At 49.1% G+C, this 24702-nt stretch carries 17 protein-coding genes, 1 tRNA gene and 1 pseudogene; 14 read left to right on the forward strand and 5 right to left on the reverse strand.

The features are described 5' to 3' along the window. Positions 1 to 67: 67 nt before the first annotated feature. The 12 genes and pseudogenes from clpX to PREMU_RS14910 all read left to right on the forward strand — a co-directional run. Entirely contained in the window at positions 68 to 1306 is a 1239-nt protein-coding gene (clpX, locus tag PREMU_RS04660) for an ATP-dependent Clp protease ATP-binding subunit ClpX (RefSeq protein WP_007573509.1), read from the forward strand. A 33-nt stretch (positions 1307 to 1339) separates the two neighbouring features. Next, entirely contained in the window at positions 1340 to 3562 is a 2223-nt protein-coding gene (gene recQ, locus PREMU_RS04665; protein WP_007573511.1) for a DNA helicase RecQ, read from the forward strand. Positions 3563 to 3682: 120 nt separating this feature from the next. Continuing rightward, entirely contained in the window at positions 3683 to 5173 is a 1491-nt protein-coding gene (gene guaB / locus PREMU_RS04670; RefSeq protein WP_007573513.1) for an IMP dehydrogenase, read from the forward strand. Positions 5174 to 5176: 3 nt separating this feature from the next. Beyond that, positions 5177 to 6628 (forward strand): peptidylprolyl isomerase, encoded by a 1452-nt coding sequence (locus PREMU_RS04675; RefSeq protein WP_007573514.1) that lies wholly within the window; start codon positions 5177 to 5179, stop codon positions 6626 to 6628. Next, a complete protein-coding gene (locus PREMU_RS04680) occupies positions 6613 to 8295 on the forward strand; it encodes an OstA-like protein (RefSeq protein ID WP_040558615.1) in 1683 nt (560 codons plus the stop codon). The genes PREMU_RS04675 and PREMU_RS04680 overlap by 16 nt, the downstream gene beginning before the upstream one ends. A gap of 2 nt (positions 8296 to 8297) precedes the next feature. Beyond that, positions 8298 to 10133, forward strand: a complete 1836-nt coding sequence (gene mutL / locus PREMU_RS04685; protein ID WP_007573516.1) for a DNA mismatch repair endonuclease MutL — start codon at positions 8298 to 8300, stop codon at positions 10131 to 10133. Positions 10134 to 10266: 133 nt separating this feature from the next. Beyond that, positions 10267 to 10341, forward strand: a tRNA-Val gene (locus PREMU_RS04690). Positions 10342 to 10530: 189 nt separating this feature from the next. Further along, positions 10531 to 11877 carry an adenylosuccinate lyase gene (purB, locus tag PREMU_RS04695; RefSeq protein WP_007573517.1) on the forward strand — a complete coding sequence of 449 codons (1347 nt, stop codon included), beginning with the start codon at positions 10531 to 10533 and terminating at the stop codon, positions 11875 to 11877. Positions 11878 to 11948: 71 nt separating this feature from the next. Next, entirely contained in the window at positions 11949 to 13439 is a 1491-nt protein-coding gene (locus PREMU_RS04700; protein ID WP_040558617.1) for a pseudouridine synthase, read from the forward strand. Between the two features lie 94 nt (positions 13440 to 13533). After that, positions 13534 to 14925 carry an asparagine--tRNA ligase gene (gene asnS / locus PREMU_RS04705; RefSeq protein ID WP_007573519.1) on the forward strand — a complete coding sequence of 464 codons (1392 nt, stop codon included), beginning with the start codon at positions 13534 to 13536 and terminating at the stop codon, positions 14923 to 14925. Between the two features lie 135 nt (positions 14926 to 15060). Beyond that, positions 15061 to 16188 carry an OmpA family protein gene (locus tag PREMU_RS04710; RefSeq protein WP_007573520.1) on the forward strand — a complete coding sequence of 376 codons (1128 nt, stop codon included), beginning with the start codon at positions 15061 to 15063 and terminating at the stop codon, positions 16186 to 16188. 215 nt (positions 16189 to 16403) lie between these two features. After that, positions 16404 to 16539 (forward strand): annotated as a pseudogene (locus PREMU_RS14910) (M13-type metalloendopeptidase); the annotation flags it as partial. Positions 16540 to 16595: 56 nt separating this feature from the next. On the opposite strand, the gene PREMU_RS04715 reads toward PREMU_RS14910, so the two are convergent. Then, a complete protein-coding gene (locus PREMU_RS04715) occupies positions 16596 to 16973 on the reverse strand; it encodes a PD-(D/E)XK nuclease family transposase (protein ID WP_083819215.1) in 378 nt (125 codons plus the stop codon). A 282-nt stretch (positions 16974 to 17255) separates the two neighbouring features. Here PREMU_RS04715 and PREMU_RS14915 point away from each other — a divergent pair, with 282 nt between their 5' ends. After that, positions 17256 to 17417, forward strand: a complete 162-nt coding sequence (locus PREMU_RS14915; protein WP_007573522.1) for a hypothetical protein — start codon at positions 17256 to 17258, stop codon at positions 17415 to 17417. A gap of 24 nt (positions 17418 to 17441) precedes the next feature. Here PREMU_RS14915 and PREMU_RS04720 read toward each other — a convergent pair whose 3' ends face one another. From PREMU_RS04720 to PREMU_RS04730, 3 genes are all read right to left on the reverse strand, one after another. After that, positions 17442 to 17849 (reverse strand): DUF1573 domain-containing protein, encoded by a 408-nt coding sequence (locus PREMU_RS04720; protein ID WP_007573524.1) that lies wholly within the window; start codon positions 17847 to 17849, stop codon positions 17442 to 17444. Positions 17850 to 17948: 99 nt separating this feature from the next. Beyond that, positions 17949 to 18467, reverse strand: a complete 519-nt coding sequence (locus PREMU_RS04725; protein ID WP_007573525.1) for a hypothetical protein — start codon at positions 18465 to 18467, stop codon at positions 17949 to 17951. A 96-nt stretch (positions 18468 to 18563) separates the two neighbouring features. Then, the gene (locus PREMU_RS04730) at positions 18564 to 21776 is read right to left on the reverse strand and encodes a coiled-coil domain-containing protein (protein ID WP_007573527.1); all 3213 of its coding nucleotides are present in this window, start codon (positions 21774 to 21776) and stop codon (positions 18564 to 18566) included. Positions 21777 to 22626: 850 nt separating this feature from the next. Here PREMU_RS04730 and PREMU_RS04735 point away from each other — a divergent pair. Next, positions 22627 to 23646, forward strand: a complete 1020-nt coding sequence (locus PREMU_RS04735) for a hypothetical protein (RefSeq protein WP_007573529.1) — start codon at positions 22627 to 22629, stop codon at positions 23644 to 23646. 20 nt (positions 23647 to 23666) lie between these two features. Here PREMU_RS04735 and PREMU_RS04740 read toward each other — a convergent pair whose 3' ends face one another. Next, entirely contained in the window at positions 23667 to 24683 is a 1017-nt protein-coding gene (locus tag PREMU_RS04740; RefSeq protein WP_007573530.1) for an aspartate-semialdehyde dehydrogenase, read from the reverse strand. Positions 24684 to 24702: the final 19 nt, after the last annotated feature.

Here is a 24702-nt window from a genome sequence, read left to right on the forward strand (position 1 = left end):
GATGGCAGGAGCATTTCCTTCCTATGGCCGCCTGCATCTTCAAAAGAAATACACAAGGAAAGAATCAATGAAAAAGAAAGTTTGCAGTTTCTGCGGGCGAGGCGAGGATCAGGTCAGACTACTTATTACGGGCATCAATGGCTATATCTGTGAGGACTGTGCCCAGCAGGCCTATAAAATCGTGCAGCAGACCGGTGTGCTTGGTCAGAGGGCAGGTGCCGATGCTGCGCCTTACTATCCGAAGGCAAAGATCCCTAAACCTGTAGAGATCAAGAAATATCTCGATGAGTATGTCATCGGGCAGGATGAAGCCAAGCGTTACCTTTCCGTGGCAGTATACAACCACTACAAGCGACTCCAACAGCCTACAACTGACGACGGTGTGGAGATAGAAAAGAGTAATATCATTATGGTTGGCTCTACGGGCACGGGCAAGACGCTCTTGGCTCGTACCATTGCTCGCCTGCTTGACGTGCCTTTTACCATCGTCGATGCTACGGTGTTTACAGAAGCCGGTTATGTGGGCGAAGACGTAGAGAGCATTCTCTCACGTTTGCTGCAGGTGGCCAATTATAATGTGGCGGCTGCAGAGCGCGGTATTGTCTTCATTGATGAGATTGATAAGATTGCCCGCAAGAGTGATAATCCATCCATTACCCGGGACGTAAGTGGCGAGGGTGTACAGCAGGCCATGCTTAAGCTCTTGGAGGGTACCATGGTCAATGTGCCGCCGCAGGGCGGTCGCAAACATCCTGATCAGGAGTATATCCATGTCAACACGAAGAATATCCTCTTTATCTGCGGTGGTGCGTTCGACGGTATAGAACGTAAGATCGCGCAACGACTCAATACCCATGTGGTGGGTTACAATTCAGTGCAGAATACTCGTAATGTAGACAAGAGAGATCTCATGAAGTACATTGTGCCGCAGGACCTCAAGTCGTTCGGCCTGATACCCGAGCTCATTGGTCGTCTGCCGGTGCTCACCTATCTGAATCCTCTCGACAGGGAAGCGTTGCGACGCATTCTTGTGGAGCCGAAAAACTCTATTGTCAAGCAATATTCCAAGCTCTTCGAAATGGACGGTATCAGCTTGACCTTCGACGACGACTGCCTCGACTTCATCGTTGACAAGGCTGTAGAGTACAAGCTCGGAGCACGTGGCCTCCGGTCCATCGTGGAGGCTATCATCATGGATGCTATGTATGAGATACCGTCGAAGCGCATCAAAAAGTTTGAGGTAACGCTCGACTATGCTAGGAAGCAGCTCGATAAAGCTCATCTGCGAAAGCTTGAGTCGGCCTGATTCCGGTCTGGACCATCCCTAAATAATGATGATATGAAATTAGATCTTACTGAAGCACTGAAGAAATATTTTGGTTTCGACACCTTCAAGGGCGACCAGCGGGCCATCATCACTAATCTCATGGAGGGCAACGACACGTTTGTGCTTATGCCCACCGGAGGCGGAAAGAGCTTGTGTTACCAGTTGCCCTCGCTTCTGATGGAGGGTACTGCCATTGTGGTGTCTCCTCTCATCGCCCTGATGAAAAATCAGGTTGACGTTATTAACGGCTACAGTGAGGATGACTCCGTGGCTCATTACCTTAACTCTTCGCTCAACCGCGCGGCGATCAATCACGTGGAGAGTGATGTGAGGGAAGGTAGAACTAAGTTGCTCTATGTGGCCCCCGAGTCGCTCAACAAGGAAGACAACTTGTCTTTCTTTCAGTCTTTTAAGATCTCTTTTATTGCCGTAGATGAGGCTCATTGCATATCGGAGTGGGGACATGACTTCCGGCCTGAATACCGTAACATTAAGCCTACCATTGACAAGATTGCGAAGGCCCGGCAAGTAGAGCATATCCCTGTGATAGCCCTTACAGCTACTGCCACAGATAAAGTGCGCATGGACATCAAAACCAACCTTGGTATGGCTGACGCTAAGGAGTTCAAAAGCTCGTTTAATCGTCCGAATCTTTATTATGAGGTAAGGCAGAAAGTGAGCGATGAGGACACCGACAGCCAAATTATCAAGTTCATTAAACAGCACAGTGGTAAGAGTGGAATCATCTATTGCCTTTCGCGTAAGAAGGTGGAAGAGCTTGCGAAGAAACTGTGTCTCAATGGCTTCCGTGCAGCACCTTATCATGCAGGCCTTGATAACGAGGTGAGGGCGAGGACGCAGGACGACTTCCTGAAGGAGAATATTGATATCATCGTGGCTACCATCGCCTTTGGCATGGGTATTGATAAGCCCGATGTACGCTTTGTCATCCATTACGACATCCCCAAGAGCTTGGAGGGCTATTACCAAGAGACAGGACGTGCTGGCAGAGATGGCGGCGAAGGTATCTGTCTGGCTTTCTATTCGCCCAAGGATTTGAAGAAACTTAGTAAGTTTATGGACTCCAAGAGTGAGACTGAGAAGGAGATCGGACGCCAGCTCTTGGAGGAGACGCAGGCTTATGCAGAGACTGCCGTTTGCCGTCGCAAGGTGTTGCTTAATTATTTCGGGGAGCTTTATCCGAGAGACAACTGTGACAACTGTGACAACTGTAAACATCCGAAGAAGTTTGTGGAGGCCACGGAGGCATTGGAGTGTGTATTGTCGGCTATCAGTGCCTTGAAAGGTAAGTATGAACAAAACTATGTCGTCGACTTCGTGCGCGGGCGAGCTACCGATCATATCGTCAAAGACGGCAACGATACGCTTGAGGAATTCGGCAACGGACGGCAGATCAACGACGATATGTCATCCATCTGGAATCCGGTTATTCGTCAAGGCATGATAGCTGGCTTTATCCGCAAGGACATTGAGAACTACGGCTTGCTGAAAATCACTGCTTTGGGTAAAGCTTGGCTGAAAGATCCACATTCCTTCTCTGTGGTCCCCGACCGCGAATTCGTGGACAGTGAGGATGGCGGTGAAGGAGGAACTTCGGCTCTTGACATGTCGCTCTACCAGCAGCTCAAGGGGCTTCGCTATGATGTAGCAAAGAAACATGGCCTGCCGCCATACGTTGTCTTCCAGGATATATCGCTCACGCAGATGGCGACATCATTCCCGCAGACCATGGAGGAGTTGCAGCAGATTCAAGGTGTGGGACAGGGGAAGGCGCGCAAATTTGGTAAACCGTTCATCGACTTCATTAAGAAATATTGCGAAGAGAATAGTATTGAACGCTCTGACATTATGAGGGTTATCACGTTGCCCAATAAGTCAAAGCGAAAGCTGAAGATTATTGAGATGATTGACCGCCGTATACCGTTGGAGGATGTTGCCGAGACGCAAAATCTTGATTTCGACGAGCTTCTTGACGATATTGAGTCAATTGTCAATAGTGGTACCAAAGTCAATATTGACTATTATCTCAACGATGACAGTGTGATCGATCAGGACGAGATGCGGGATATCCTCGATTATTATCGCCATGCCGACAACGATGATATTGACTCTGCTATCAATACGGTAGATATTTATGACGATGACGAGGGACTTACTGCTGAAGAGAAAGCGCGTCTGGTGCTGATCAAGTTCCTCTCCGACGCGGGCAACTGACCGAACTTGGAGGTGTAGTTACGGGCTATGCCTCTTAACTCTTTTTATAGCAATGTTCGTGTGTTATGTGCTGAATTATTGCTAATTTTGCACGCAATAAATTTTTTAAGGTTACTTTTTATGTCATCATTTGTTGCAGATAAAATTGTCATGGACGGTCTTACTTTTGACGACGTCCTCCTTATTCCTGCTTATTCTAATGTATTGCCAAAACAAGTAAGCCTCCAGGCACGCTTCTCTCGGCATATACAGCTCAACATCCCCTTTGCTACAGCGGCTATGGACACGGTGACGGAGTCATCAATGGCAATAGCCATTGCGCGTGAGGGTGGTATCGGCGTGATTCATAAGAACATGACGATTGATGAGCAGGCGCATCAGGTGGCCATTGTTAAGCGTGCCGAGAACGGTATGATCTATGACCCTGTGACCATTCGTCGTGGCAAGACTGTGCGTGATGCGCTGCGCATGATGGCTGAATATCATATCGGAGGCATCCCCGTTGTAGATGGTGAGAACCATCTCGTTGGAATTGTCACTAATCGTGACCTCCGCTTTGAGCGCCACATGGATCGTCTTGTCGACGAGGTGATGACTAAGGAAAACCTTGTAACTACCCATCAGCAGACCGATCTCTCCAACGCCGCACAGATTCTGCAGGAGAATAAGATAGAGAAGCTGCCGGTCGTGGATAGCGAGAACCACCTCATTGGTTTGATCACTTATAAGGATATTACAAAGGCCAAGGATAAGCCCAATGCTTGCAAGGATGACAAGGGCCGCTTGCGTGTGGCTGCAGGTGTAGGAGTCACCGTCGACACGCTGGAGCGTACTCAGGCTTTGGTTGACGCTGGTGTCGATGCTATTGTCATTGATACGGCACATGGTCATTCTGCCGGTGTGGTGGGTAAGCTTCACGAGGTGAAGAGCGCTTTCCCTGATCTTGATGTGGTAGTGGGAAATGTCGCTACCGGTGCTGCCGCTAAGTATCTGTACGATAATGGCGCCGATGGTGTTAAGGTGGGTATTGGTCCGGGCTCTATTTGTACCACACGTGTTGTAGCGGGCGTGGGTGTGCCTCAGCTTTCAGCTGTCTACGATGTTTACAGTATATTAAAGGATACCGATGTGCCACTCATCGCTGATGGCGGTTTGCGTTATTCAGGGGACATCGTCAAGGCCCTTGCTGCAGGCGGCAGCTGTTGCATGATAGGATCGCTTGTGGCTGGCACGGAGGAAAGCCCCGGCGATACGATCATTTATAATGGCCGTAAGTTTAAGACTTATCGCGGCATGGGATCATTGGAAGCCATGGGGCAGAAGAACGGTTCCAAAGACCGCTATTTCCAGGGCGATACCATGGATGTGAAGAAACTCGTACCAGAAGGTATCGCAGGCCGTGTGCCTTACAAAGGCTCTGTACAGGAAGTAGTGTACCAGTTGACCGGTGGATTGCGTTCAGGTATGGGCTATTGTGGCGCGCACACCATCGATGAACTGCACAATGCCAAATTCACCCGCATCACCAATGCTGGTGTCATGGAAAGCCATCCACACGACATAACCATTACCTCGGAAGCACCTAACTATTCGCGTCCGGGCGAAGAATAAAGCATGAATATCAGAGAAACACTATTATCAGTGACCATAACCATTGCCACAGTAGCGGCAATGGCCGTGCCGTCAGGAAGAGCAATGTCTTCTTTTGCGCTGGCCGATACGGTTAAGGCTTCCGCAGATACTCCCAAGGCTGAGGCCACGGTACCGCAGTCGTCGATTGTCGATGAGGTGATTTGGGTCGTCGGTGATGAGCCGATTTTGAAATCAGATGTTGAGGAAATGCGTATGCAGGGTCTTGCCGAGGGCATTAACTTTGGCAGCGATCCAGACTTCTCTATCCCCGAACAGATTGCCGTGCAGAAACTCTTTCTCCACCAGGCAGAGATAGACTCTATCGAGGTAACAGAGAGCGAAATTGCACAGGGTGTCAACCAGCAGATCAACCGTTGGGTAGAGATGGCCGGCTCTAAGGAGAAACTTGAAGAGTATCGCAAACGGAGCATCAACGACATGCGGACAGAGCTGCATGACCAGTTCCGCGACCAGCAACTCATCCAGAAAATGAAAGAGAAGCTGGTGAAGGATGTGAAGGTGACGCCTGCTGACGTGCGCGCTTACTTCCGTAACCTCCCAGAAGACAGTATCCCCTATGTGCCTACTGAGGTGGAGGTGGAAATCCTTGTCAATGCACCGCGCATCAAGCAGAGTGAAATCAACCGTGTCAAGGATGAGCTCCGCAGTTTCACCGACCGTGTGAACAAAGGAGAAACGACATTCTCCACACTGGCCCGCCTCTATTCTGAGGATCCGGGATCTGCGCGTCAGGGCGGTGAGCTTGGTTATACGGGGCGAGGTGTGCTTGATCCTAACTTTGCTGCAGTGGCCTTCAACCTCACGGACCCTAAGAAGATATCCAAAATTGTAGAGTCAGAGTTCGGCTACCATATCATTCAACTCATCGATAAGCGCGGTGATAAGATTAATGTACGTCACATCCTGCTTAAACCGAAAGTGTCTCCTGACGAGATCGAGGCAGCCACGCATCGGCTCGACTCCATTTCCAACGATATCCATACGGGGAAATTTACGTTTGAGCAGGCTGCGTCTTATCTTTCCGATGACAAGGATACGCGTAACAACGAGGGACTGATGTCGAATAGTACGGCTAATGGCATGACATCACGTTTCCAGATGAAAGACCTGCCGACAGAGGTGGCGAGAGTCGTCGATACCATGAAGGTCAATGAGATCTCCAGGCCATTTGAAATGATCAATTCCAAGGGTAAGACCGTGATGGCCATTGTGAAACTCAAGAGCCGTACACTTGGTCACAAGGCGACGATAACGGAGGATTACCAGGTGATGAAGGATGTCGTGTTGAATAAAGAGCGAGAGAAAACCATCCATGACTGGGTGGTCGACAAGATTAAGCACACTTATGTGCGCATGCTGCCCCAATATCGGGTCCCCGAGAAATATGAATACCAGGGATGGGTGAAATCTTAAAAAACAGGGGGAAAGCAATGTTGCTTTTCCTTTTTGCCGTTGTGATTGTGTGTGCGATGCCTCCTTCCAGCAAAAGGCAACGGGCACTCCGACAAGTTGACAAGCGTGTGTATCTGAGGCATGCCGATGAGTTGAAATATGATCAATTTGGCCCCAACCCTGATGCGCAAATTGCCAAGGGACATGTTCATTTTGTCAATCGTGGAGCCACGCTACTTTGCGACAGCGCTTATTATTATCAGGCTACCAACTCCTTCCGCGCTTTCGGCCACGTTCGTTTCCGTCAGGGCGATACGTTGTCACTCTCATGCGACAATGCGTGGTACGACGGTGAGGGACAGATGATGGAAGCACGCAAGAATGTCGTGCTTCGGCATCGCGGACAGACACTTTACACGGACAGTCTCAATTATGACCGTCTATACGAAAATGCTTATTTCTTCAAGGGCGGTCGCCTTGTTGACGGAAAGAACCGTCTGTCCTCTGACTGGGGCGAGTATAATACCAATACGCGCCAGGCAGTGTTTTATTTCGATGTGCAGCTTCATACGCCTAAGAACCGTGTATCTACCGATACGTTGTATTATGACACAAAGAAGTCGATTGCACACATTGTAGGAATGTATACCCCTGACCGTGGTCTTGGCAAGGCCGGGCCCTCTATCATTCATAATCAAGGCGGCATAGTGAGAACTACAGATGCCTTTTTCAATACCCATACCGACCGTGCGCATCTCTACGGGCGTTCAACGGTAGTAGATAAGGAAAAGACCATTACGGGTGACACATTAATATATAATAGCTCTACAGGCCGTAATCATGGTTATGGCAATGTGGTTTTCGTGGACAAGAAAAACAAAAACAAGCTCATTGCGGGCGAGGTAGATTACAATGAGAAGACAGGCAGGGGCTTTGCTACTAAAAAAGCGCTGGTCATTGACTTCTCACGGAAGGACACGCTTTATATGCATGCTGATACGCTACGTCTGGAGACTTTTCATATCAATACGGACAGCGTGTTCCGCCGTGTACATGGCTATAAGCATGTGCGGGCTTACCGTGCTGATTTCCAGGCAATGTGCGACTCGCTGGTCTACGACACACGTGACTCTTGCCTGACGATGTATCAGGATCCCATCACGTGGAGCGATGGCCGCCAGCTCACAGGTGAGAAGATTCTTGTTTATACCAACGACTCCACTATACGCGAAGCACATGTCATCGGACAGGCGCTCTCCATAGAGCTCATGAAAGACAGTACACATTACAACCAGGTGTCTTCTGCGGAAATTTATGCCTATTTTAAGAATGGGAACATCCGTCAAAGCGATGCAGTGAAAAGTGTCCGTGCGATCTTCTTTCCCACCGACAGTGGTGATTCTACGCTCATTGGTCTCAACTATGTTGAGTCGGATACGATGCGGATGTTCATCTCACCAACAAGACAGTTGGAGCGTATCTGGATGCCGAAAGCGCAGGGTACACTTTATCCAATGACGCAGATACCGCCGGGGAAAGAGAAGCTTGATGTCTTTGCGTGGTTTGACGACTTGCGGCCCCGCAGTCCGCAAGATGTTTTTGAATGGAGAGGCAAGCCGAACGGTTCTACGCTGACAATCGTGAAGCGGCATGAAGCGCCCTTGCAACATCTTCCCCCCAAAAAATAACAATGAGTGACATCATTCAGCTTTTACCCGATTCCGTCGCCAATCAGATAGCTGCTGGCGAGGTGATACAGCGTCCGGCCAGCGTCATTAAAGAGCTGGTGGAAAATGCCGTGGACGCGGAAGCAAGCCATATCGACGTGTCGGTGATGGATGCCGGCCGCACGTCCATCCAAGTTATCGACGATGGCAAAGGAATGTCGGAGACCGATGCACGGCTGGCCTTTGAGCGCCATGCAACATCGAAAATCCGTAAAGCCGATGACCTGTTTAACCTTCACACCATGGGATTCCGAGGTGAGGCGCTGCCTTCCATCGTTGCCGTGTCGCAGGTGGAGCTCAAGACGCGTATAGACGGCGATACGTTGGGTACCGACATCACGTTCTCCGGATCAAGAGTTCTCTCTCAAGAGCCGTGTGCATGCCCCCGGGGTGCTAACTTCAAGGTGGAGAATCTCTTCTTCAACGTGCCGGCCCGTCGGAAATTTCTCAAGTCGAATGTCACGGAGCTGAATCATATCCTTGCTGCCTTTGAGCGGATAGTCCTGGTTTATCCGAAGGTGGGCTTCACTTTTCGCTCCAATGGCAGTGAACTTTATAATCTGCGTCCCGGCACATTGCGGCAGCGCATTGTCGATGTCTTCGGCAAGCGTATCAATGCTGATCTGTTGCCCCTGAGCGTGGAGACGTCGGTTTGCGGGCTTTCCGGATTTGTAGGAAAACCCGAATCGGCGAAGAAGAAAGGTGCAAAGCAGTTTTTTTTCGTCAATGGGCGATATATGCGGCATCCTTATTTCCACAAGGCGGTGCAGAGTGTCTACGACCGTCTCGTGCCTCAGGGTGATCAGGTGCCTTACTTTATCTACTTCGACGTCAATCCCCACGACATCGATGTGAATATTCATCCTACCAAGACAGAGATTAAATTCGAGAATGAGCAGACGGTCTACCAGATTCTCTTAGCCGCAGTCAGGGATGCCATCGGCTCTTTCAGCGGCACCTCGACCATTGACTTCGATGCGGAAGGTAAACCGAATATTCCGCTCTTCCAGCCCGATGGGCAGGATGAGACGTTTGCGATGCCGAAAGTCGACTTCGATCCCCAGTACAATCCTTTCAGCACGCAGGCCAAGACAACAGTGGCTCCTCGTCAGAGAGGCAGTTCCATCTTTGCAGGTGCCGCTCCTGCCAGTTTCCCTTCTGAGCAGATAGCGACGCCCGATACCCGCGAGATGCTTCTCCCTGGACATGAGAAGATACCGCAGGGGAGCGAGATAGAAGAGAAAGCGCCACTTCATTATCAGTATAAAGGAAAGTACATCATGACCGCCGTTAAGTCGGGATTGATGGTCGTCGACCAGCACAGGGCTCATACGCGCGTTCTCTATGAGGACTATCTGCGGCGTTTGTCAGCGCATAAGATGCACTCTCAGAAGATGCTTTTCCCACAGTCGGTAGACTTTACACCCAAGGAGATGGTAACTATGACGGCTTTGTCTGACGACATTTCACTGCTTGGCTTCGAGTTGTCACCCTTAGGAGCCTCCTCATATAGCATCAATGCCATCCCCGATGGCTTTGAAGGTGTCGATGTTGTCAGTTTGTTACACGAGATTCTAACCGATGCTGATACTGAGTCACCGGTGGCTAAGTTGCACGGGCATATGGCGTTGTCACTGGCCCGCGCCGCGGCAATCCCGTATGGTCAGGTGCTTTCCAACGAGGAAATGGAAGATCTCATCAACCGCCTTTTCCAGTGCTCGAATGTCAATTATACACCCGATGGCCACTCCACCCTTTGTATTATCCGGCAGAAAAACATTGAAGCTATGCTCGGCTGAGCGATTACAGGTCCTTGTCCTGACATGCCGGACGAGAATTTGACACATGCCGAAAAAAACACACAGAAAAATTTGGCATATTAATAAAAACGTCGTACCTTTGCGTCCGCAAACAAAAACAAACAAAAAGCAAGGGCGTTTAGCTCAGTTGGTTTAGAGCATCTGCCTTACAAGCAGAGGGTCGGCGGTTCGAATCCGTCAACGCCCACAGGGGTGGTTCCCGTGGTGGCTTCGGCTGCTGCGGGATTTTTTTATGTTATCATCTCATAATTTTTTAGACTTTCTGAGGGACGTTTCATTTCTATTTCGTAATTTTGCACGCGCAAAGATACAGGCAAACGCGTTTATAGATTTAGAAATAAAGTCAAGGTAATACGTATTATAACAAATAAATCCCATGAGTCTCGATGTGTTAACGGCAATCTCGCCTATTGACGGTCGCTACAGAAGCAAGACAGCCGCTCTTGCTGATTATTTTTCAGAGTATGCGCTCATCCGCTATCGTATCAGGGTGGAGATCGAGTATTTCATCACTCTTTGTGAGTTGCCGTTGCCTCAGCTGAAATCATTCGACCAAGCGCTCTTTCCACGTTTGCGTGACATTTACCTTCAGTTTAATGAACAGGGTGCGCACCGTGTCAAAGAGATAGAGAGAGTCACCAATCATGATGTCAAAGCCGTAGAGTACTACACCAAAGAGCAGTTTGACGCCATTGGCGGCCTGGAGAGCTTCAAGGAGTTTATTCATTTCGGACTGACATCGCAGGACATCAATAACACCTCGGTGCCGCTTGCGCTGAAAGAGTCGCTTCATCACATTTTCTATCCTCAGGTGGAAGAGCTCATTGAGCAGCTCAGAACCTATGCCGAGGAGTGGAAGGACGTGCCGATGCTTGCCAAGACCCATGGACAGCCGGCTTCGCCCACACGTTTGGGAAAGGAAATCATGGTCTATGTCTATAGGCTCACTGAACAGCTCAACACGCTCAAGGCTGCCAAGATTACGGCAAAGTTCGGCGGTGCGACAGGCAACTTCAATGCCCATCATGTGGCTTATCCCGACTATGACTGGAAGACTTTCGGAAACCGTTTCGTCAGCGAGAAACTTGGGCTGGAGCGCGAACAGTACACCACACAGATTTCTAACTATGATTACCTGGCTGCCATTTTCGATGGTATCCGGCGCATCAACACCATTATCATTGATCTCGACCGCGACTTCTGGATGTATATCTCTATGGATTATTTCAAGCAGAAGATCAAGGCGGGTGAGGTTGGCTCGTCGGCGATGCCCCACAAGGTCAACCCCATCGACTACGAGAACAGCGAAGGTAACTTGGGCATGGCCAATGCTGTGCTGACCTTCCTTTCTATGAAGCTGCCTATCAGTCGCTTGCAGAGAGATCTTACCGACTCCACTGTATTGCGCAATATTGGAGTACCCCTCGGACATTCGATCATTGCCATTCAGTCTACACTTAAAGGCCTGCGCAAGCTTATTCTGCACGAAGAGAAGATTAATGATGACCTTGATAATATGTGGGCCGTGGTGGCTGAAGCCATCCAGACGATCTTGCGGCGTGAAGGCTATCCGCATCCTTATGAGGCACTGAAACAGCTCACACGCACCAACACAGTCATGACGAAAGAAACTATTCACAATTTTATAAACACTCTTAATGTTAATCCGGAGGTGAAGCAAGAACTCTTGTCCATCACCCCGCACAATTACACAGGTATTTAAGTTTTATTTTTACAAATCCCTATGGAAGTTTGTTGTGATGATAGACTTCCATGGATCAAGCAGCTACTACTATGTCAGAAGAACAGGAAAAGATGGAGACGGCTCAAGAGCCGCAGAAAGATGCCCGTGAGGGTTTTGCACGCAACGGCGGACATCAGAATCAGAGGGACTATAACCCGGGCACTGGCCGTACCCAGCGCCCGCGTATTCACACTACATTTACACGCTCACAGTATGGCAACCATACTTCAGACGCTCAGCCTGCCGATAGCGGCTTCCGTCCGGAAGGCTTTGGTGCGGCACTTGGTACCGGCAGTGACCAGCCCCGTCAGCAAGGTTACCAGCCTCGCCAGGGTGGTTACCAACCTCGTCAGCAGGGTGGCTACCAGCCTCGCCAACAGGGTGGTTACCAGCCCCGTCCACGCTTTAACAATGGTGAAGGTGGCTATCAGCCTCGCCAACAGGGCGGTTACCAGCCCCGTCCACGCTTTAATAATGGTGAGGGCGGCTACCAGTCCCATCAACAGGGCGGTTACCAGCCCCGTCCACGATTTAATAATGGTGAGGGCGACTATCAGTCCCGTCAGCAAGGCGGTTATCAGCCTCGCCGTCAGGGTGGTTATCAGCCTCGTCAGCAGGGTGGTTATCAGCCTCGTCAGCAGAGTGGTTATCAGCCTCGTCAGCAGAGTGGTTATCAGCCCCGCCAGCAGGGGAACGGATTCCGTGGCGGATATAATAATGGTTATAGAAGCTACAACAATGCGCCGCGTCCAGGCTATGACCCCAATGCCAAGTACAGCTTGAAGAAGCGTATTGAATATAAGGAAGAGCATGTGGATCCTGAGGAGCCTATCCGCTTGAATAAATATCTTGCCAATGCAGGTGTGTGCTCACGCCGCGAGGCTGACGAGTTTATCACGTCGGGTGTCGTAACGGTCAATGGCACAGTGGTTACGGAGCTTGGCACAAAGGTGAAGCGTTCTGATGAGGTGCATTTCCGCGACCAGCCTGTCACGATAGAGAAGAAGGTGTATATCCTTCTCAACAAGCCCAAGGATTACGTCACCACGTCTGATGATCCGCAACAGCGTAAGACCGTAATGGATCTTGTCAAGGATGCCTGCCCTGAGCGCATCTATCCCGTAGGCCGTCTTGACCGTAACACCACAGGCGTGCTTTTGCTTACCAATGACGGCGAGCTGGCTTCAAAGCTTACGCACCCCAAGTTCCTCAAGAAAAAGGTTTATCATGTCTTCCTTGACAAGAATGTCACCACTGAAGACTTGCAGAAGATTGCCGATGGCATTGAGTTGGAGGATGGCGAAGTGCATGCTGATGCCATCGAGTATGCCGATGAGCGCGACCACTCACAGGTGGGAATTGAGATCCACAGCGGCCGCAACCGCATTGTCCGCCGTATCTTTGAGTACCTCGGCTATCGTGTCGTGAAACTTGACCGCGTGCAGTTCGCAGGCCTTACGAAGAAGAATCTCCGTCGCGGTGATTGGCGATTCCTTACGGAGAAAGAGGTGGACACGCTGCGCAGCGGAATGTTTGAATAACATCAAATTATTGGAATCATGAAAAGATGAAAGATGGGCAGAGCGAGTAAGTAGCTTTTTTCATTCTTTCATTTTTCAATCTTTAAATATTATAATGAGCAGAACAAAAGTTATCGATGCTCTTCGTTGCACCGACTTTAATAAAGAGATTACCGTTAAGGGTTGGGTGCGCTCGCACCGCAGCAGCAAGGCTGTAGACTTCATTGCCCTGAATGACGGATCCACTATCAAGAATATCCAGATTGTCGCGGCGCCGGAGAAGTTTGATGCTAAGATGTTGAGAAGTATCACTACAGGTGCCTGCATTCGCGCCACCGGCCTTCTTGTAGAGAGCCAGGGAAAAGGGCAGACCGTGGAGGTGCAGGCCACAGAGATTGAGGTTTATGGTCTCTGCCCTGCCGACTACCCCATGCAGAAGAAGGGACAGTCGTTTGAGTATATGCGTCAGTATGCGCACATGCGTCTGCGCACCAATACCTTCGGAGCCGTTTTTCGTATCCGTCACAACATGGCCATCGCCATTCATAAGTATTTCCATGAGCATGGATTCTATTATTTCAACACCCCGCTGATCACGGCCAGTGATGCCGAGGGCGCAGGAGAGATGTTCCAGGTCACCACGCTTGATCTCGATCGTGTGGCCAAGAGCGGGAAAGTGGAGTATGACAAGGACTTCTTCGGAAAGAAAACCAATCTCACGGTCTCAGGACAGCTCGAGGGTGAGCTTGGTGCAACGGCACTCGGTGCCATTTATACGTTTGGTCCGACTTTCCGTGCTGAGAACAGCAACACTCCGCGACACCTCGCTGAGTTTTGGATGATAGAGCCTGAGGTGGCGTTCATGGACAAGGACGAGCTGATGGACTTGGAGGAAGACTTCATCAAGTACTGCGTACGTTGGGCACTCGACAACTGTCGTGACGATTTGGAGTTCCTCAACAAGATGATTGACAAGACACTGATTCAGACTTTGGAGAGCGTGATCAACGAGGACTTCGTGCGTCTGCCTTACACGGAGGGTATCAATGTCCTTCAGCAAGCAGTGAAAGACGGTCACCAGTTTGAGTTCCCCGTCACGGGGTGGGGCATGGATTTGGCTTCAGAGCATGAACGCTTCCTCGTGGAGGAGCATTTCAAGCGTCCCGTCATCATGACTGATTATCCTACTGGGATTAAGGCTTTCTATATGAAGAAGAACCCTGACGGCAAGACCATGCAGGGCACCGACGTGCTCTTCCCACGTATCGGCGAGATCATCGGTGGCTCTGTGCGCGAAGAGAACTATCAGAAACTCCTTGACGAGATCGACCGCCGTGACATGAAGGAATCAACTTACAGCTGGTATCTTGACACGCGCAAATATGGTTCTTGCCCCCATGCAGGATTTGGTCTCGGCTTTGAGCGGCTCATTCTTTTTGTCACCGGAATGCAGAATATCAGGGATGTCATACCCTTTCCACGTACACCAAAAAATGCTGAATTTTAATTTTTTAGAAAAAATAAGGATAAAAAACCGCAAACCTATTAGATTATTTGCTACCTTTGCAAAACATTATAGGTATAGGTTAAACTTCTTCTAAGAGAATAATAACAAGTTAATATTAACTAATTTAATCGCTTTATGAAGTGCATTAAAACTTTATTGGTTGCAGCGCTGGTCCTTGGCGGATCTTCAGCCGCGATGGCTCAAGCCACTTATACAGATAAGGCTGGCAATGAGTACACATTTAAGAAACACGCATTCCTGGATCTGCAGGGGGGTGCTCAGTACACACTTGGTGAGGCTAAGTTTAAGGATCTCATCTCTCCTAACGTGCAGCTTGGCATCGGCTACCAGTTCAATCCCTGGTTTGCTGCCCGTATTGCTGCCAACGCCTGGCAGAGTAAAGGTGGCTACAACGGTGTTACGGAGCTTGGCCATAAAGCTCCCGGCAATGTCACCTATAAGTGGAAGTATGTGGCTCCGGGTGTTGATTTCATTTTCAACCTCAGCAACGCTTTCTGTGGCTGGAATCCTAACCGTGTGTTCAATTTGAGCGCATTCCTCGGTGGCGGCGCTAATATCGCCTGGGACAACGGCCGCGCCAACGAGCTTGCTAAGGCTTATGAGATGCGTTACAACTGGGATGGCACAAAGGTGCGTCCTGTAGGACGCGGTGGCGTTGAACTGAACTTCCGTGTCAGCGATGCTGTCAGCATCATGGTTGAGGGCAATGCCAACATCCTCTCGGACAAGTACAACTCTAAGAAGGCCGGCAATCCCGACTGGTATTTCAATGCTCTCGCAGGTCTACGCATCAACCTTGGCAAGACCTATACAAAGAGAACTCCGGAACCGGAACCGGCACCCGCTCCGGAGCCACAGAAAGAAGAGTATGTAGAGCCTACACCGGCACCCGCACCGGCACCCGCTCCTGTAAAGGTTGAGCCTCTCCGCCGTGACGTGTTCTTCACCATCAATAAGAGTGTTATCACTGCTACCGAGCAGCCTAAGGTGAATGAGATTGTAGCTTACATGAACGAGCATCCCGATGCTAAGGTGACTGTGACAGGTTACGCAGACGCCGGCACAGGTAACAACACCATCAACGACCGTATCGCTGCACGGCGTGCCGCTTCAGTTGTCAAGGCCCTCAAGGATAAGGGTATCAACGCGAGCCGCATCACAAGTGACAGCAAGGGCGCACGTGTACAGCCGTTCTCTGAGAACGACAAGAACCGTGTCACCATTATAATCGCTGAGCCGTAAAGAAGCTTCTTCCTACTTGATAGGAATTGTATGAAGATCCCCTCGGTTTGTTTCTGCAAGCCGAGGGGTCTCTATTTATAGAAAGGAGGAAATGATAGCGCAATGCCTTTGCGCCGTAATCGTAGTGCCTTTACACTGTAATCGTAGTGCCTTTACACTGTAATCGCAATGCCTTTACACTGTCGGGGCTATCGGCAAGCTCTATGTGGACAAGTATTTCCCAGCAGACCATCAATGCTTATTATAATCCTACAACGAACGAGATCTGCTTCCCGGCCGTCATCCTTCAGCTACCATTCTTTTGACTCGGCAGCCGACGATGCAGCCATTGGCGGTATCATTGGTCACGAGAAAAGCCCATCAAATCATGCATTGACCGTGCTTTCCGTTTTGACCGTACTTCCTGTTTAAAGATTGGATATCTGCTCCTCGCTAAGGCCTGTATATTTAGCGATTAAGGCAGTGGGCATGCCATCGGCCTTCATAGTTTTAGCTGAGGCAATGGCATTCTCTAGAGCACCTTCTGCTTTTCCTTTATCTACAGCTCCTTGCATGACGACGAGGGTGTCGCGATAATGTCGGAGGGCAGAGTCGTATTTCTCGCGCTCATCTTTCGTCATATTGCTCACCTCGCCTATCTCAGCCAACCGGCGAAAAACGGAATTCTTTGCTGCCCATGGCATTCTATCTAATGTCTCCATATTCTTTAATACATAAATCCAACGTTCAAAATCATTGACACATTCCTCTGCCTCTTTTTGGAAACAAGGTAGTTGTAGAAGAATATCGGATACTGCAAAGGATTAAAGCATTATTTTTCATCCAACAAACACTTTTCTAATCATCAAGTTCTTATTTTCGACAAATACCTTCCAGAAAGTCATATCTGCTCGTGGATCGAGCCATTTTCCCATAGTCGTAGCTTTTTTGCAAAGTTAATAGTTTTTTCGTTATGTGCAAATGATTGCAATCATTTTATTTGGAATCCAATGTAAATGAGGGTGCATCAACATACTCCTCAAGGTTTAACCCCCATTGCCCCGGCCATCTCTTCGGGAAGTAACCCTATGGCTTTAAGGGACCTCAACCAAGCCGTATGTTGCAACGATAAGGATCTGTACCATAAAGTCAGCGGCCGTTTGATTGTGACTCGTATAAGTCAGAGTGCCGGCACCCACGATCCTGACACTGACGAATACCTTTGTGAGAATATTCTGGAACAGTACTGACACAATCTTCCTCGTCGCCCATAGTTAATGCCTGGCAGACACCTCTCCCTCAATATGAAGTGTGGTGTAACCGGTACTGTCTGCTCCATTGCTGTACACAGCTATAAAATGAGAGAAACGACCAGTGCCGTTATTAGCAAGATAAGTGACACGAATTATTCCCCCTTCACCTGCGTCAACCGGTTCTTTATCATAGTCAACTTGGGTGCAGGAACATCCTGTCTCCGTTTTTTGAATCACGAGGGGTGTTGCTCCGACATTATGAAATACAAAGTCATATTCCTGTGGATGTCCTTGTCCCACATTGTTGAAATTGTATTCAACCGTCTCAAAGTCTATCTTAGCCTTGGAAGCTGTCACTGCCATCTTATTCTCTTTCCTGCAACCTGTCAGTAACATGAGCGAGAGAAGCACAAAGAAGACTCGTTCCATTTCGTTTGGATGTAATTCTTATAGAACAGTCCGCAGTCAACAAACTGATCTACCAAAGCCAACCATTAGCGGATCCGCAGTTGAACGACGGACTGTCTCTTATTTCTTGTCTATCTGCGAGCTGAATGTCGCCTGGTCCTCTCCCGCAAGTGTCAGATACCATTTGCCTTCAATGCGTACAGGACGAATCATAAATCCCATGCAATTCGGGTTACTTGGAGTAGACGGCTTGTTGGAGAAATAAACATTGTATTTCACTTCCGAATCGTTTTCACGGAAAAATCTAATTGACTCAATCTCTGTGTGAAATCCGGCAAAACGAGAAAGAACCGCACGCTGTGTCTTCTCTTCCTCCGAAGTAAGCCGGCGTACCTTATTGCTCTTAAGGTCATAAGCATAAAGCATAGACAGAGCCTTGTCAACCTCTTTATGATTCAGTGCATTGAGGTAATAGTCCACTTGCTGACGCACCTCATCACTATCCTTATTAGCAAGGATCATCTGTGGCTGCTGGATATAATTATTCTCAAGTCCTTTAACGTCTTTCTTGTCCTTTTTACAGGAAGTAAGTGTAAACACACACACAAGAAGCAGAAAAAATAAATTTCGAGAGTTCATTTCTATTATCCTTTAAGTGAAAAGAGGGGTGCCAACATGTTGACACCCCTCTTAAATATAATCAGTTCAAGTAAGGGAATTGGGTTCCCTCTTTACTTAGCGCCTCTTTGCTGTGCCCTGACCCTCGGTCTTGGTGACAGTCACAACGCTGTAGAGCATCTGCGGAGTCTTACCGAAGACATAAGTCATCTTTACAGGAACATACAAGTGGAAGGTGCCTGTAACAGCACTGCTGTTCTTGTACTTCAGCTCTGTATCAGAAGCACCCTTCTCGATGAGCAAGCCAGGAATTTGGCTTGTCTTATACAGCTTCTCAATATCAGCTGCACTTGTAAGGACATTACGGTTGTTCACACCATTGGCAGCATCAGTGTAGATGGCTGTTGCGTCTGTAGCAAGCTGGATGCCATAGTAAGCAAAGTCGAACTTCTTGCCCTCATTAGCACCCTTGTTACCATTCTTAGGATCACCTACGTAGTCACGCCAGTCATTCACTGTTACAAGACTTGCAACATCGATATTCTGCCACTCGTTAGGAGCATCCTTAACCTCAGCGGGCTTCGGCTGTGTCAAGTCAAGTGGGCGTACAAAGCGAACATTGAACCATGTCTTGCCGTTCAGAGGAACGGTATAGCAAGTTCCGTCGATAGCCAGACCGACATAAGCTGTGAAGGTCTCACGCTCACCAAGCTCTTTGTGGCCCCTGTAGTTCAAGATGTCATCAGCGTCAGCGCTCTCAACAAACTTGATGTTGCCGGCCTGATCAAGTGTAACGATATCTTTATTATTTACGGCATCGTTACCCTTCTTCACGATCTGGATGCTATTGCCATTTGCAGCAACCTTCAGTGTGTAAGTTGTGCCAGTGTAACCCTGCACCGTCCACGTTCCGTCCTCAGCTGCATTGAATGTAGCGTTGCCTGTTGTTGTAGAAGGAGTGATGAACTTGAACACGAGCTTGTTGGTAGCAGAAGCCTTAAGGGCAGAGAAGTGTTCCTCATCGTTAAGCTTGTAGCTCAGCGTGTTGTCCAAGAAGTAGTTGTGGAGATCACGAGTAAACTCTGTAGTAGTCAGCTCGTTGTCAGCCCTTGTGGGAACAGGCACGTTGATACGAACCTCGTCAGCATCGCCGTCAGCCTTTGCATTGTCCTTCTTGTTCAGGTTATACCACTGAGCAAGCACCTTGCTTCCAGCCAGGCTTGCAGTAGCATAGTGGAGCTGGTTAGCCTTGATGGTCAGAGGAACATATACGCCCTCACTCTCATCAGGAGCGCCCTTCAGCTTGAAGTGTACATAGATGGTCACACCTGTGGCAGCCTTATCCTTCAGAGCATGGAGCTGCTCAGCAGTGAGCTTCCAGCTGAGGATGTTGGTGGTAGGATCGTTAGGATCTTTCTTCTCGCTCACAGTACCAATCTTGGTTGCAAGTGCGGTATAAGCGCCGTTCTTGATCTCGAACTGCTTAGCATCAGCAATGTTACCGTCAAGCTCATAAGTAGCCTCGAAGGTCTCCTTAGAGATGTCGAGCTTCTGATAAACAAGAGCCTCGATCTGAGACCATGTTGTTTTCAGTTCAGCATCGTTGCAGTTATCATAGATATCACCGGTGAATGTCATAGGATCAGTTGTGATCTGAGAGATAGCCTGCTTCGGAGTCGTGATCTTGATCTTGATGTAGCCCCATGCATAAACCTTCTTGCCTGTCGCATCAACAACCTTGACAGCCACGATAGGCTCACGGCCTACAGAAGACTTATTGGCAACAGTGTTCTCAATGGTCTTGCCCTCAGAGGTGACATTGCGCGGATAAGCGATAGTCTGTCCGTCCTTGTTCACGGTCAGCTGGATGTGAGCAGTCTCACTTGTCTTGTTGTTGCCCTGTGTGTAGTTAACGGGAGCATAGACAATCTTCAGGCCCAGAGCTTTCAGCTCAGCAGCAGAGAGTGTGCGCTCAGCATTATTGTCTGTCACATGAACCTCTGTCAGAGAGTCAAGGTTCAGATGGCTGTTGTAAGCAACATGGTGTGTGATCTTCCTGTTGGCAGGAGTCATCTCATTCCAAACGGTGTAGAGATGCTTCAGGCCTTCAACATTCTCAGCGCAGGCTGCGCCCTCAACGACAGCATTAACGGAGCCATTGTCAGCAACAACCATACCATTGAACTTCTTAGCTACAACAGTAGCGTAGTCAGAAGTAATAGTAGTATCGCCACGAGAAACCTGAAGAGCTGCTACAGGAAGCTTGTCTGCCGGAAGCTTGTTGATCTTGGCCCAGTCAGCCTTGAAAGGCACTGTCAGCACACCATCCTTATAGTTCTCTTTCAGCACTTCGGCAGTAAGCTGTGTGCTCACAGGAGCGACATAGTTCTCACCTGCGCGTGTCAGGACAGTCGAAGCCAAAGAGTAGAAGTCTACCTTTGAGCCAAGCAGGTCTACGGTTGTCGGGCTCACGTTGTAGCGTGCTACACCGTCACCGGAAAGCAGATCGGTTGCAGCACCCTTAGCCGTAAACTCCTTATTGTCGGAAGTCTCACTGTAGGCACCCTCATAAGCAGGAACCAAAGCAGCCTCGATACCTTCGGTGAAATAGTCAGGGATAAAGGTCAGTGAAGCGAGTGAATGCTTCAGGAAGACTGTCAGCACATTGATCTGTGTGCTGAATGCATCCACCTTATCGCTCAGTTTCTTCATGTTTCCTTTCAGTTCAGAAAGAGTGCCGCTTTCACCGCTGAGAGCCTTAATGTCTGACTGGAGCTGTGTGATCTGTTCTTTCAGTTTCTCAACCTCAGAAGCATCAGCCTTTGTAGCCAAACCATCAGTCAGAGCTTTCTTCAGATCCTCAAGAGCCTTTTGCTGCAACTTGATGTTAGCGTCAGCAGCCTTCTGAGCGTCCTTGAGATCATCGAGGCTTGTACCTAAGGTGTTGAGCTTGCTGTCGATACCGTCGATGGCAGTCTTGAGCTCCTTCACCTTGGCATCATAAGTAGCCTGATCAACCTTACCGTTGATCAACTCTTTCAGCTGGTCAATTGCCTTTTGGAGTGCGTCAGCAGTGGCAAGTTTTGCCATTTCTGTCTGCAAGGACTTGATGTCACCCTTTGTTGCAAAGTTGGCATGTGCAGCGGTAGCATCTGCCTTAGCTGCATTCAAAGCGCTCTGCAACGAAGTCAGCTGCTTCTGAAGATCAGAAATAGCCGTCTTGTTGGTGTTGATGTCATCATCGTAGTCCTTACAGGAAGTTACTGTACCCGTTGCGCCTACAGCGAGCAGGCCGATGAACAGATAACTGAAAACCTTCTTTTTGTTCATACGATTAAAAGATTAATTAAACATTTAAAAAAATAAATTCTTAAGTTTACTTGCAGCTTTCAGCTTTATAGTTCCTCATTTTAAATAAGGCATAGCCTCGCTGCGGGGTTCGTCAGCACATATGCCGGTTGAGAGAGTCCGGCAAGTCTTCACTATCTCCCCCAAGGGAGATGCTCAAACGTGTGGCAAATATAGACATAATTATTAAAACTCGCAAACAATATCCATCTTTTTTGCTTGAGGAACCTAAAATTTAACCATTCAGGTACACTTTTCACATTAGAGATGGCACTTTGTCCACAGCTTTTATATATCCACCGTTCGCCTCCGCGATTTCTGTGTGCAAAGTTAGTAGCTTTTTCAGACATAAGCAATTCTTTTTAGTATTTTTTTGAAAAATATTTTGCGAAAGTGCAAAACAGGTATGTGTTTGTTCACGGAGAGTAATGTTTTTTGGCTTTGAAGACAACGGGAGACAGATGGGATATGGAGCATATACATTATTATAATAGAGCACTTCAGAGCTTTTCCGGTTTGCGGACTGATTTATGGTTTTGGTGCAGCGCCAGGCGATTCAAGTGAAATCACGACGGACCACCACAACTCATTGCAGCATTGAGGCCAAGGGGCTTTTTTTCTTCCCGCTGGTGCAAATATCCAAGGATTATTTGTAAATTTGCGCTTGGAAAGACATATAGGACCCATTTGCAGCCTGCCTGCACTTACTGTGTAAGTGCTTACGCGACACACGTGGTGTGTAGGCAGTTTCATAGAAACTGCATAGAAACTGCATAGAAACTGCACAGAAACTGCAAAAAGAGGACTATCAACCCTAAAAGCCATTTTACCTATGACCGACCACACAGACCGACAGCACAATCCTTTCGCGGGCGAGAAGAAGCCATCCATGCTCAGACGCAGCTCCGGAAATGACTACCATGCCCGTCGCATGTACATGATCACGATTACCACCGCCAACAGGATACCATGGTTTGGACGTGTTGTCGGCTCTACCAGTGCGCCATCAGCCTCTAAAGACTATCCGCATATCGAGCTGACACCTCTTGGCCATGCCGTCGCCCATTGCTGGTATGACATCCATTCCTTTCATCCACAGATTGAGGTCATCCTGCTTCAGATGATGCCGGATCACCTTCATGGCATTCTCTTCGTTACGGAAGAGATGTCTCTCCATCTCGGGAGAGCCATTAACAGCTTCAAGGCGGGATGCAACAAAGCATTCCGGCAAATCATCCTCCATGAAGACAGACCTGCCTTCAACAAAGACCTTAACCCCGACAACCAGGGCCGCTCCCAGCTTCTCTGGTCCAAAGGCTACAACGACCGCATTCTCTACCAGCAAGGACAGCTTAACCGCTGGAAGAACTATTTACATACCAACCCTTACCGTCTTCTCATCAAGCGCGAACATCCGGAAATGTTTAAGGTACAGAGAAGTCTGGTCTATGGCAACACGAGTTTCTCAGCTATCGGGAACCGCTTCCTCATCAACTATCCCGACAAGAAGGCACTGAAATGCTCACGCAGCATGACACCAGGCGGCATTGAAAACCTGAGACAAGCGTGCCTGAGAGATGCTGCTTGCGGAACTGTCTTCATTTCTCCTGCCATCTCTCCGGGCGAGAAAACTATCATGCGAGCCTTGGTCAATGGAGGCTTCCCTGTAGTTTTTCTTCAAGAAAACGGCTTGACTGAATTAGCCAAGTCTGGTGGTAAACGCTTTGAACTATGTGCGGCCGGCCGACTTCTCATCCTTTCTCCTTGGGAGCATCATAACGAACGGCAGACGATCAAACGCAGCCAATGCCTTGAACTCAATGAGCTGGCACAAACGTTAGCAGCATTATGAAGAAAGACGTCACATCGTCGTCACTTCACATTCCCCACCTTGATGAGGTATTCCGCAATCTGCACGGCGTTGAGGGCAGCACCCTTGCGGATCTGGTCGCCCGTGAGCCACAGCGTGCAACTGTTGTCGTCGGCTAAATCCTTGCGGACACGGCCTACATAGACATCATCCTTCCCGGCGCTCTCGAGCGGCATAGGGTAGACATACTGGTCGTTAGGATCCTGTACGAGGGTCACGCCCGGCGCCTTCCTCAAGGCAGCCTGGATGGCACTCACCTCCAAAGGCTGCTCCGTCTCGAACCACACACTCTCGGAATGAGAACGGAGGGAGGAGACGCGTACACACGTGGCCGAGGTACGTACGTCGGAGTGCATAATCTTCCGCGTCTCGTTGAACATCTTCATCTCCTCTTTGGTATAGTCGTTGGGGGTCATCTTGTCAATCTGTGGAATGACATTGTAAGCGAGCTGATGCGGGAATTTCACGATGGTTGAGACGTGCCCCGTCTCCACCATTTCCTTGTATTGCTGCTCCAGCTCTCTCATGGCTGCAGCGCCTGCACCTGACGCACTCTGGTAAGAGGCGATATGAATCTTGCGGATGTGGCTCAGCTTCTCGATAGGATTGAGCACGACGACCATCATGATGGTGGTACAGTTAGGGTTGGCGATGATACCTTTGGGCCGGTCGAGGGCGTCCTCGGGATTGATCTCCGGCACCACGAGAGGCACCTCGGGATCCATACGCCACTGTGAGCTGTTGTCGATCATCACGGCATCATACTTTGTGATGGTCTCAGCAAACTCGGCCGATGTGCCGCCGCCTGCAGAGACAAAGGCAATATCCACTCCGCGGAAATCATCGTTATGCTGCAGTTCCTTTACAGTGTATGCCTTTCCACGAAAGGTATACTGTCTGCCTGCACTGCGCTTCGACCCGAAGAGCAAAAGGTCATCAATGGGGAAATCTCTCTCTGCAAGGATGCGCAGGAACTCTTGTCCCACAGCACCACTTGCGCCTACAATAGCTACTCTCATATAAATAAAAATTGAAACC

The organism is Hallella multisaccharivorax DSM 17128 (assembly GCF_000218235.1).
In the GTDB taxonomy this organism is placed as follows: domain Bacteria; phylum Bacteroidota; class Bacteroidia; order Bacteroidales; family Bacteroidaceae; genus Prevotella; species Prevotella multisaccharivorax.

What these genes read in the sequence shown, in the direction of transcription:
- clpX (WP_007573509.1), top strand. Translation starts at nt 68, where the DNA reads ATGAAAAAGAAAGTTTGCAGTTTCTGCGGGCGAGGCGAGGATCAGGTC.
- recQ (WP_007573511.1), top strand. Translation starts at nt 1,340, where the DNA reads ATGAAATTAGATCTTACTGAAGCACTGAAGAAATATTTTGGTTTCGAC.
- guaB (WP_007573513.1), top strand. Translation starts at nt 3,683, where the DNA reads ATGTCATCATTTGTTGCAGATAAAATTGTCATGGACGGTCTTACTTTT.
- PREMU_RS04675 (WP_007573514.1), top strand. Translation starts at nt 5,177, where the DNA reads ATGAATATCAGAGAAACACTATTATCAGTGACCATAACCATTGCCACA.
- PREMU_RS04680 (WP_040558615.1), top strand. Translation starts at nt 6,613, where the DNA reads ATGGGTGAAATCTTAAAAAACAGGGGGAAAGCAATGTTGCTTTTCCTT.
- mutL (WP_007573516.1), top strand. Translation starts at nt 8,298, where the DNA reads ATGAGTGACATCATTCAGCTTTTACCCGATTCCGTCGCCAATCAGATA.
- purB (WP_007573517.1), top strand. Translation starts at nt 10,531, where the DNA reads ATGAGTCTCGATGTGTTAACGGCAATCTCGCCTATTGACGGTCGCTAC.
- PREMU_RS04700 (WP_040558617.1), top strand. Translation starts at nt 11,949, where the DNA reads ATGTCAGAAGAACAGGAAAAGATGGAGACGGCTCAAGAGCCGCAGAAA.
- asnS (WP_007573519.1), top strand. Translation starts at nt 13,534, where the DNA reads ATGAGCAGAACAAAAGTTATCGATGCTCTTCGTTGCACCGACTTTAAT.
- PREMU_RS04710 (WP_007573520.1), top strand. Translation starts at nt 15,061, where the DNA reads ATGAAGTGCATTAAAACTTTATTGGTTGCAGCGCTGGTCCTTGGCGGA.
- PREMU_RS14915 (WP_007573522.1), top strand. Translation starts at nt 17,256, where the DNA reads ATGGCTTTAAGGGACCTCAACCAAGCCGTATGTTGCAACGATAAGGAT.
- PREMU_RS04720 (WP_007573524.1), bottom strand. Translation starts at nt 17,849, where the DNA reads ATGGAACGAGTCTTCTTTGTGCTTCTCTCGCTCATGTTACTGACAGGT.
- PREMU_RS04725 (WP_007573525.1), bottom strand. Translation starts at nt 18,467, where the DNA reads ATGAACTCTCGAAATTTATTTTTTCTGCTTCTTGTGTGTGTGTTTACA.
- PREMU_RS04730 (WP_007573527.1), bottom strand. Translation starts at nt 21,776, where the DNA reads ATGAACAAAAAGAAGGTTTTCAGTTATCTGTTCATCGGCCTGCTCGCT.
- PREMU_RS04735 (WP_007573529.1), top strand. Translation starts at nt 22,627, where the DNA reads ATGACCGACCACACAGACCGACAGCACAATCCTTTCGCGGGCGAGAAG.
- PREMU_RS04740 (WP_007573530.1), bottom strand. Translation starts at nt 24,683, where the DNA reads ATGAGAGTAGCTATTGTAGGCGCAAGTGGTGCTGTGGGACAAGAGTTC.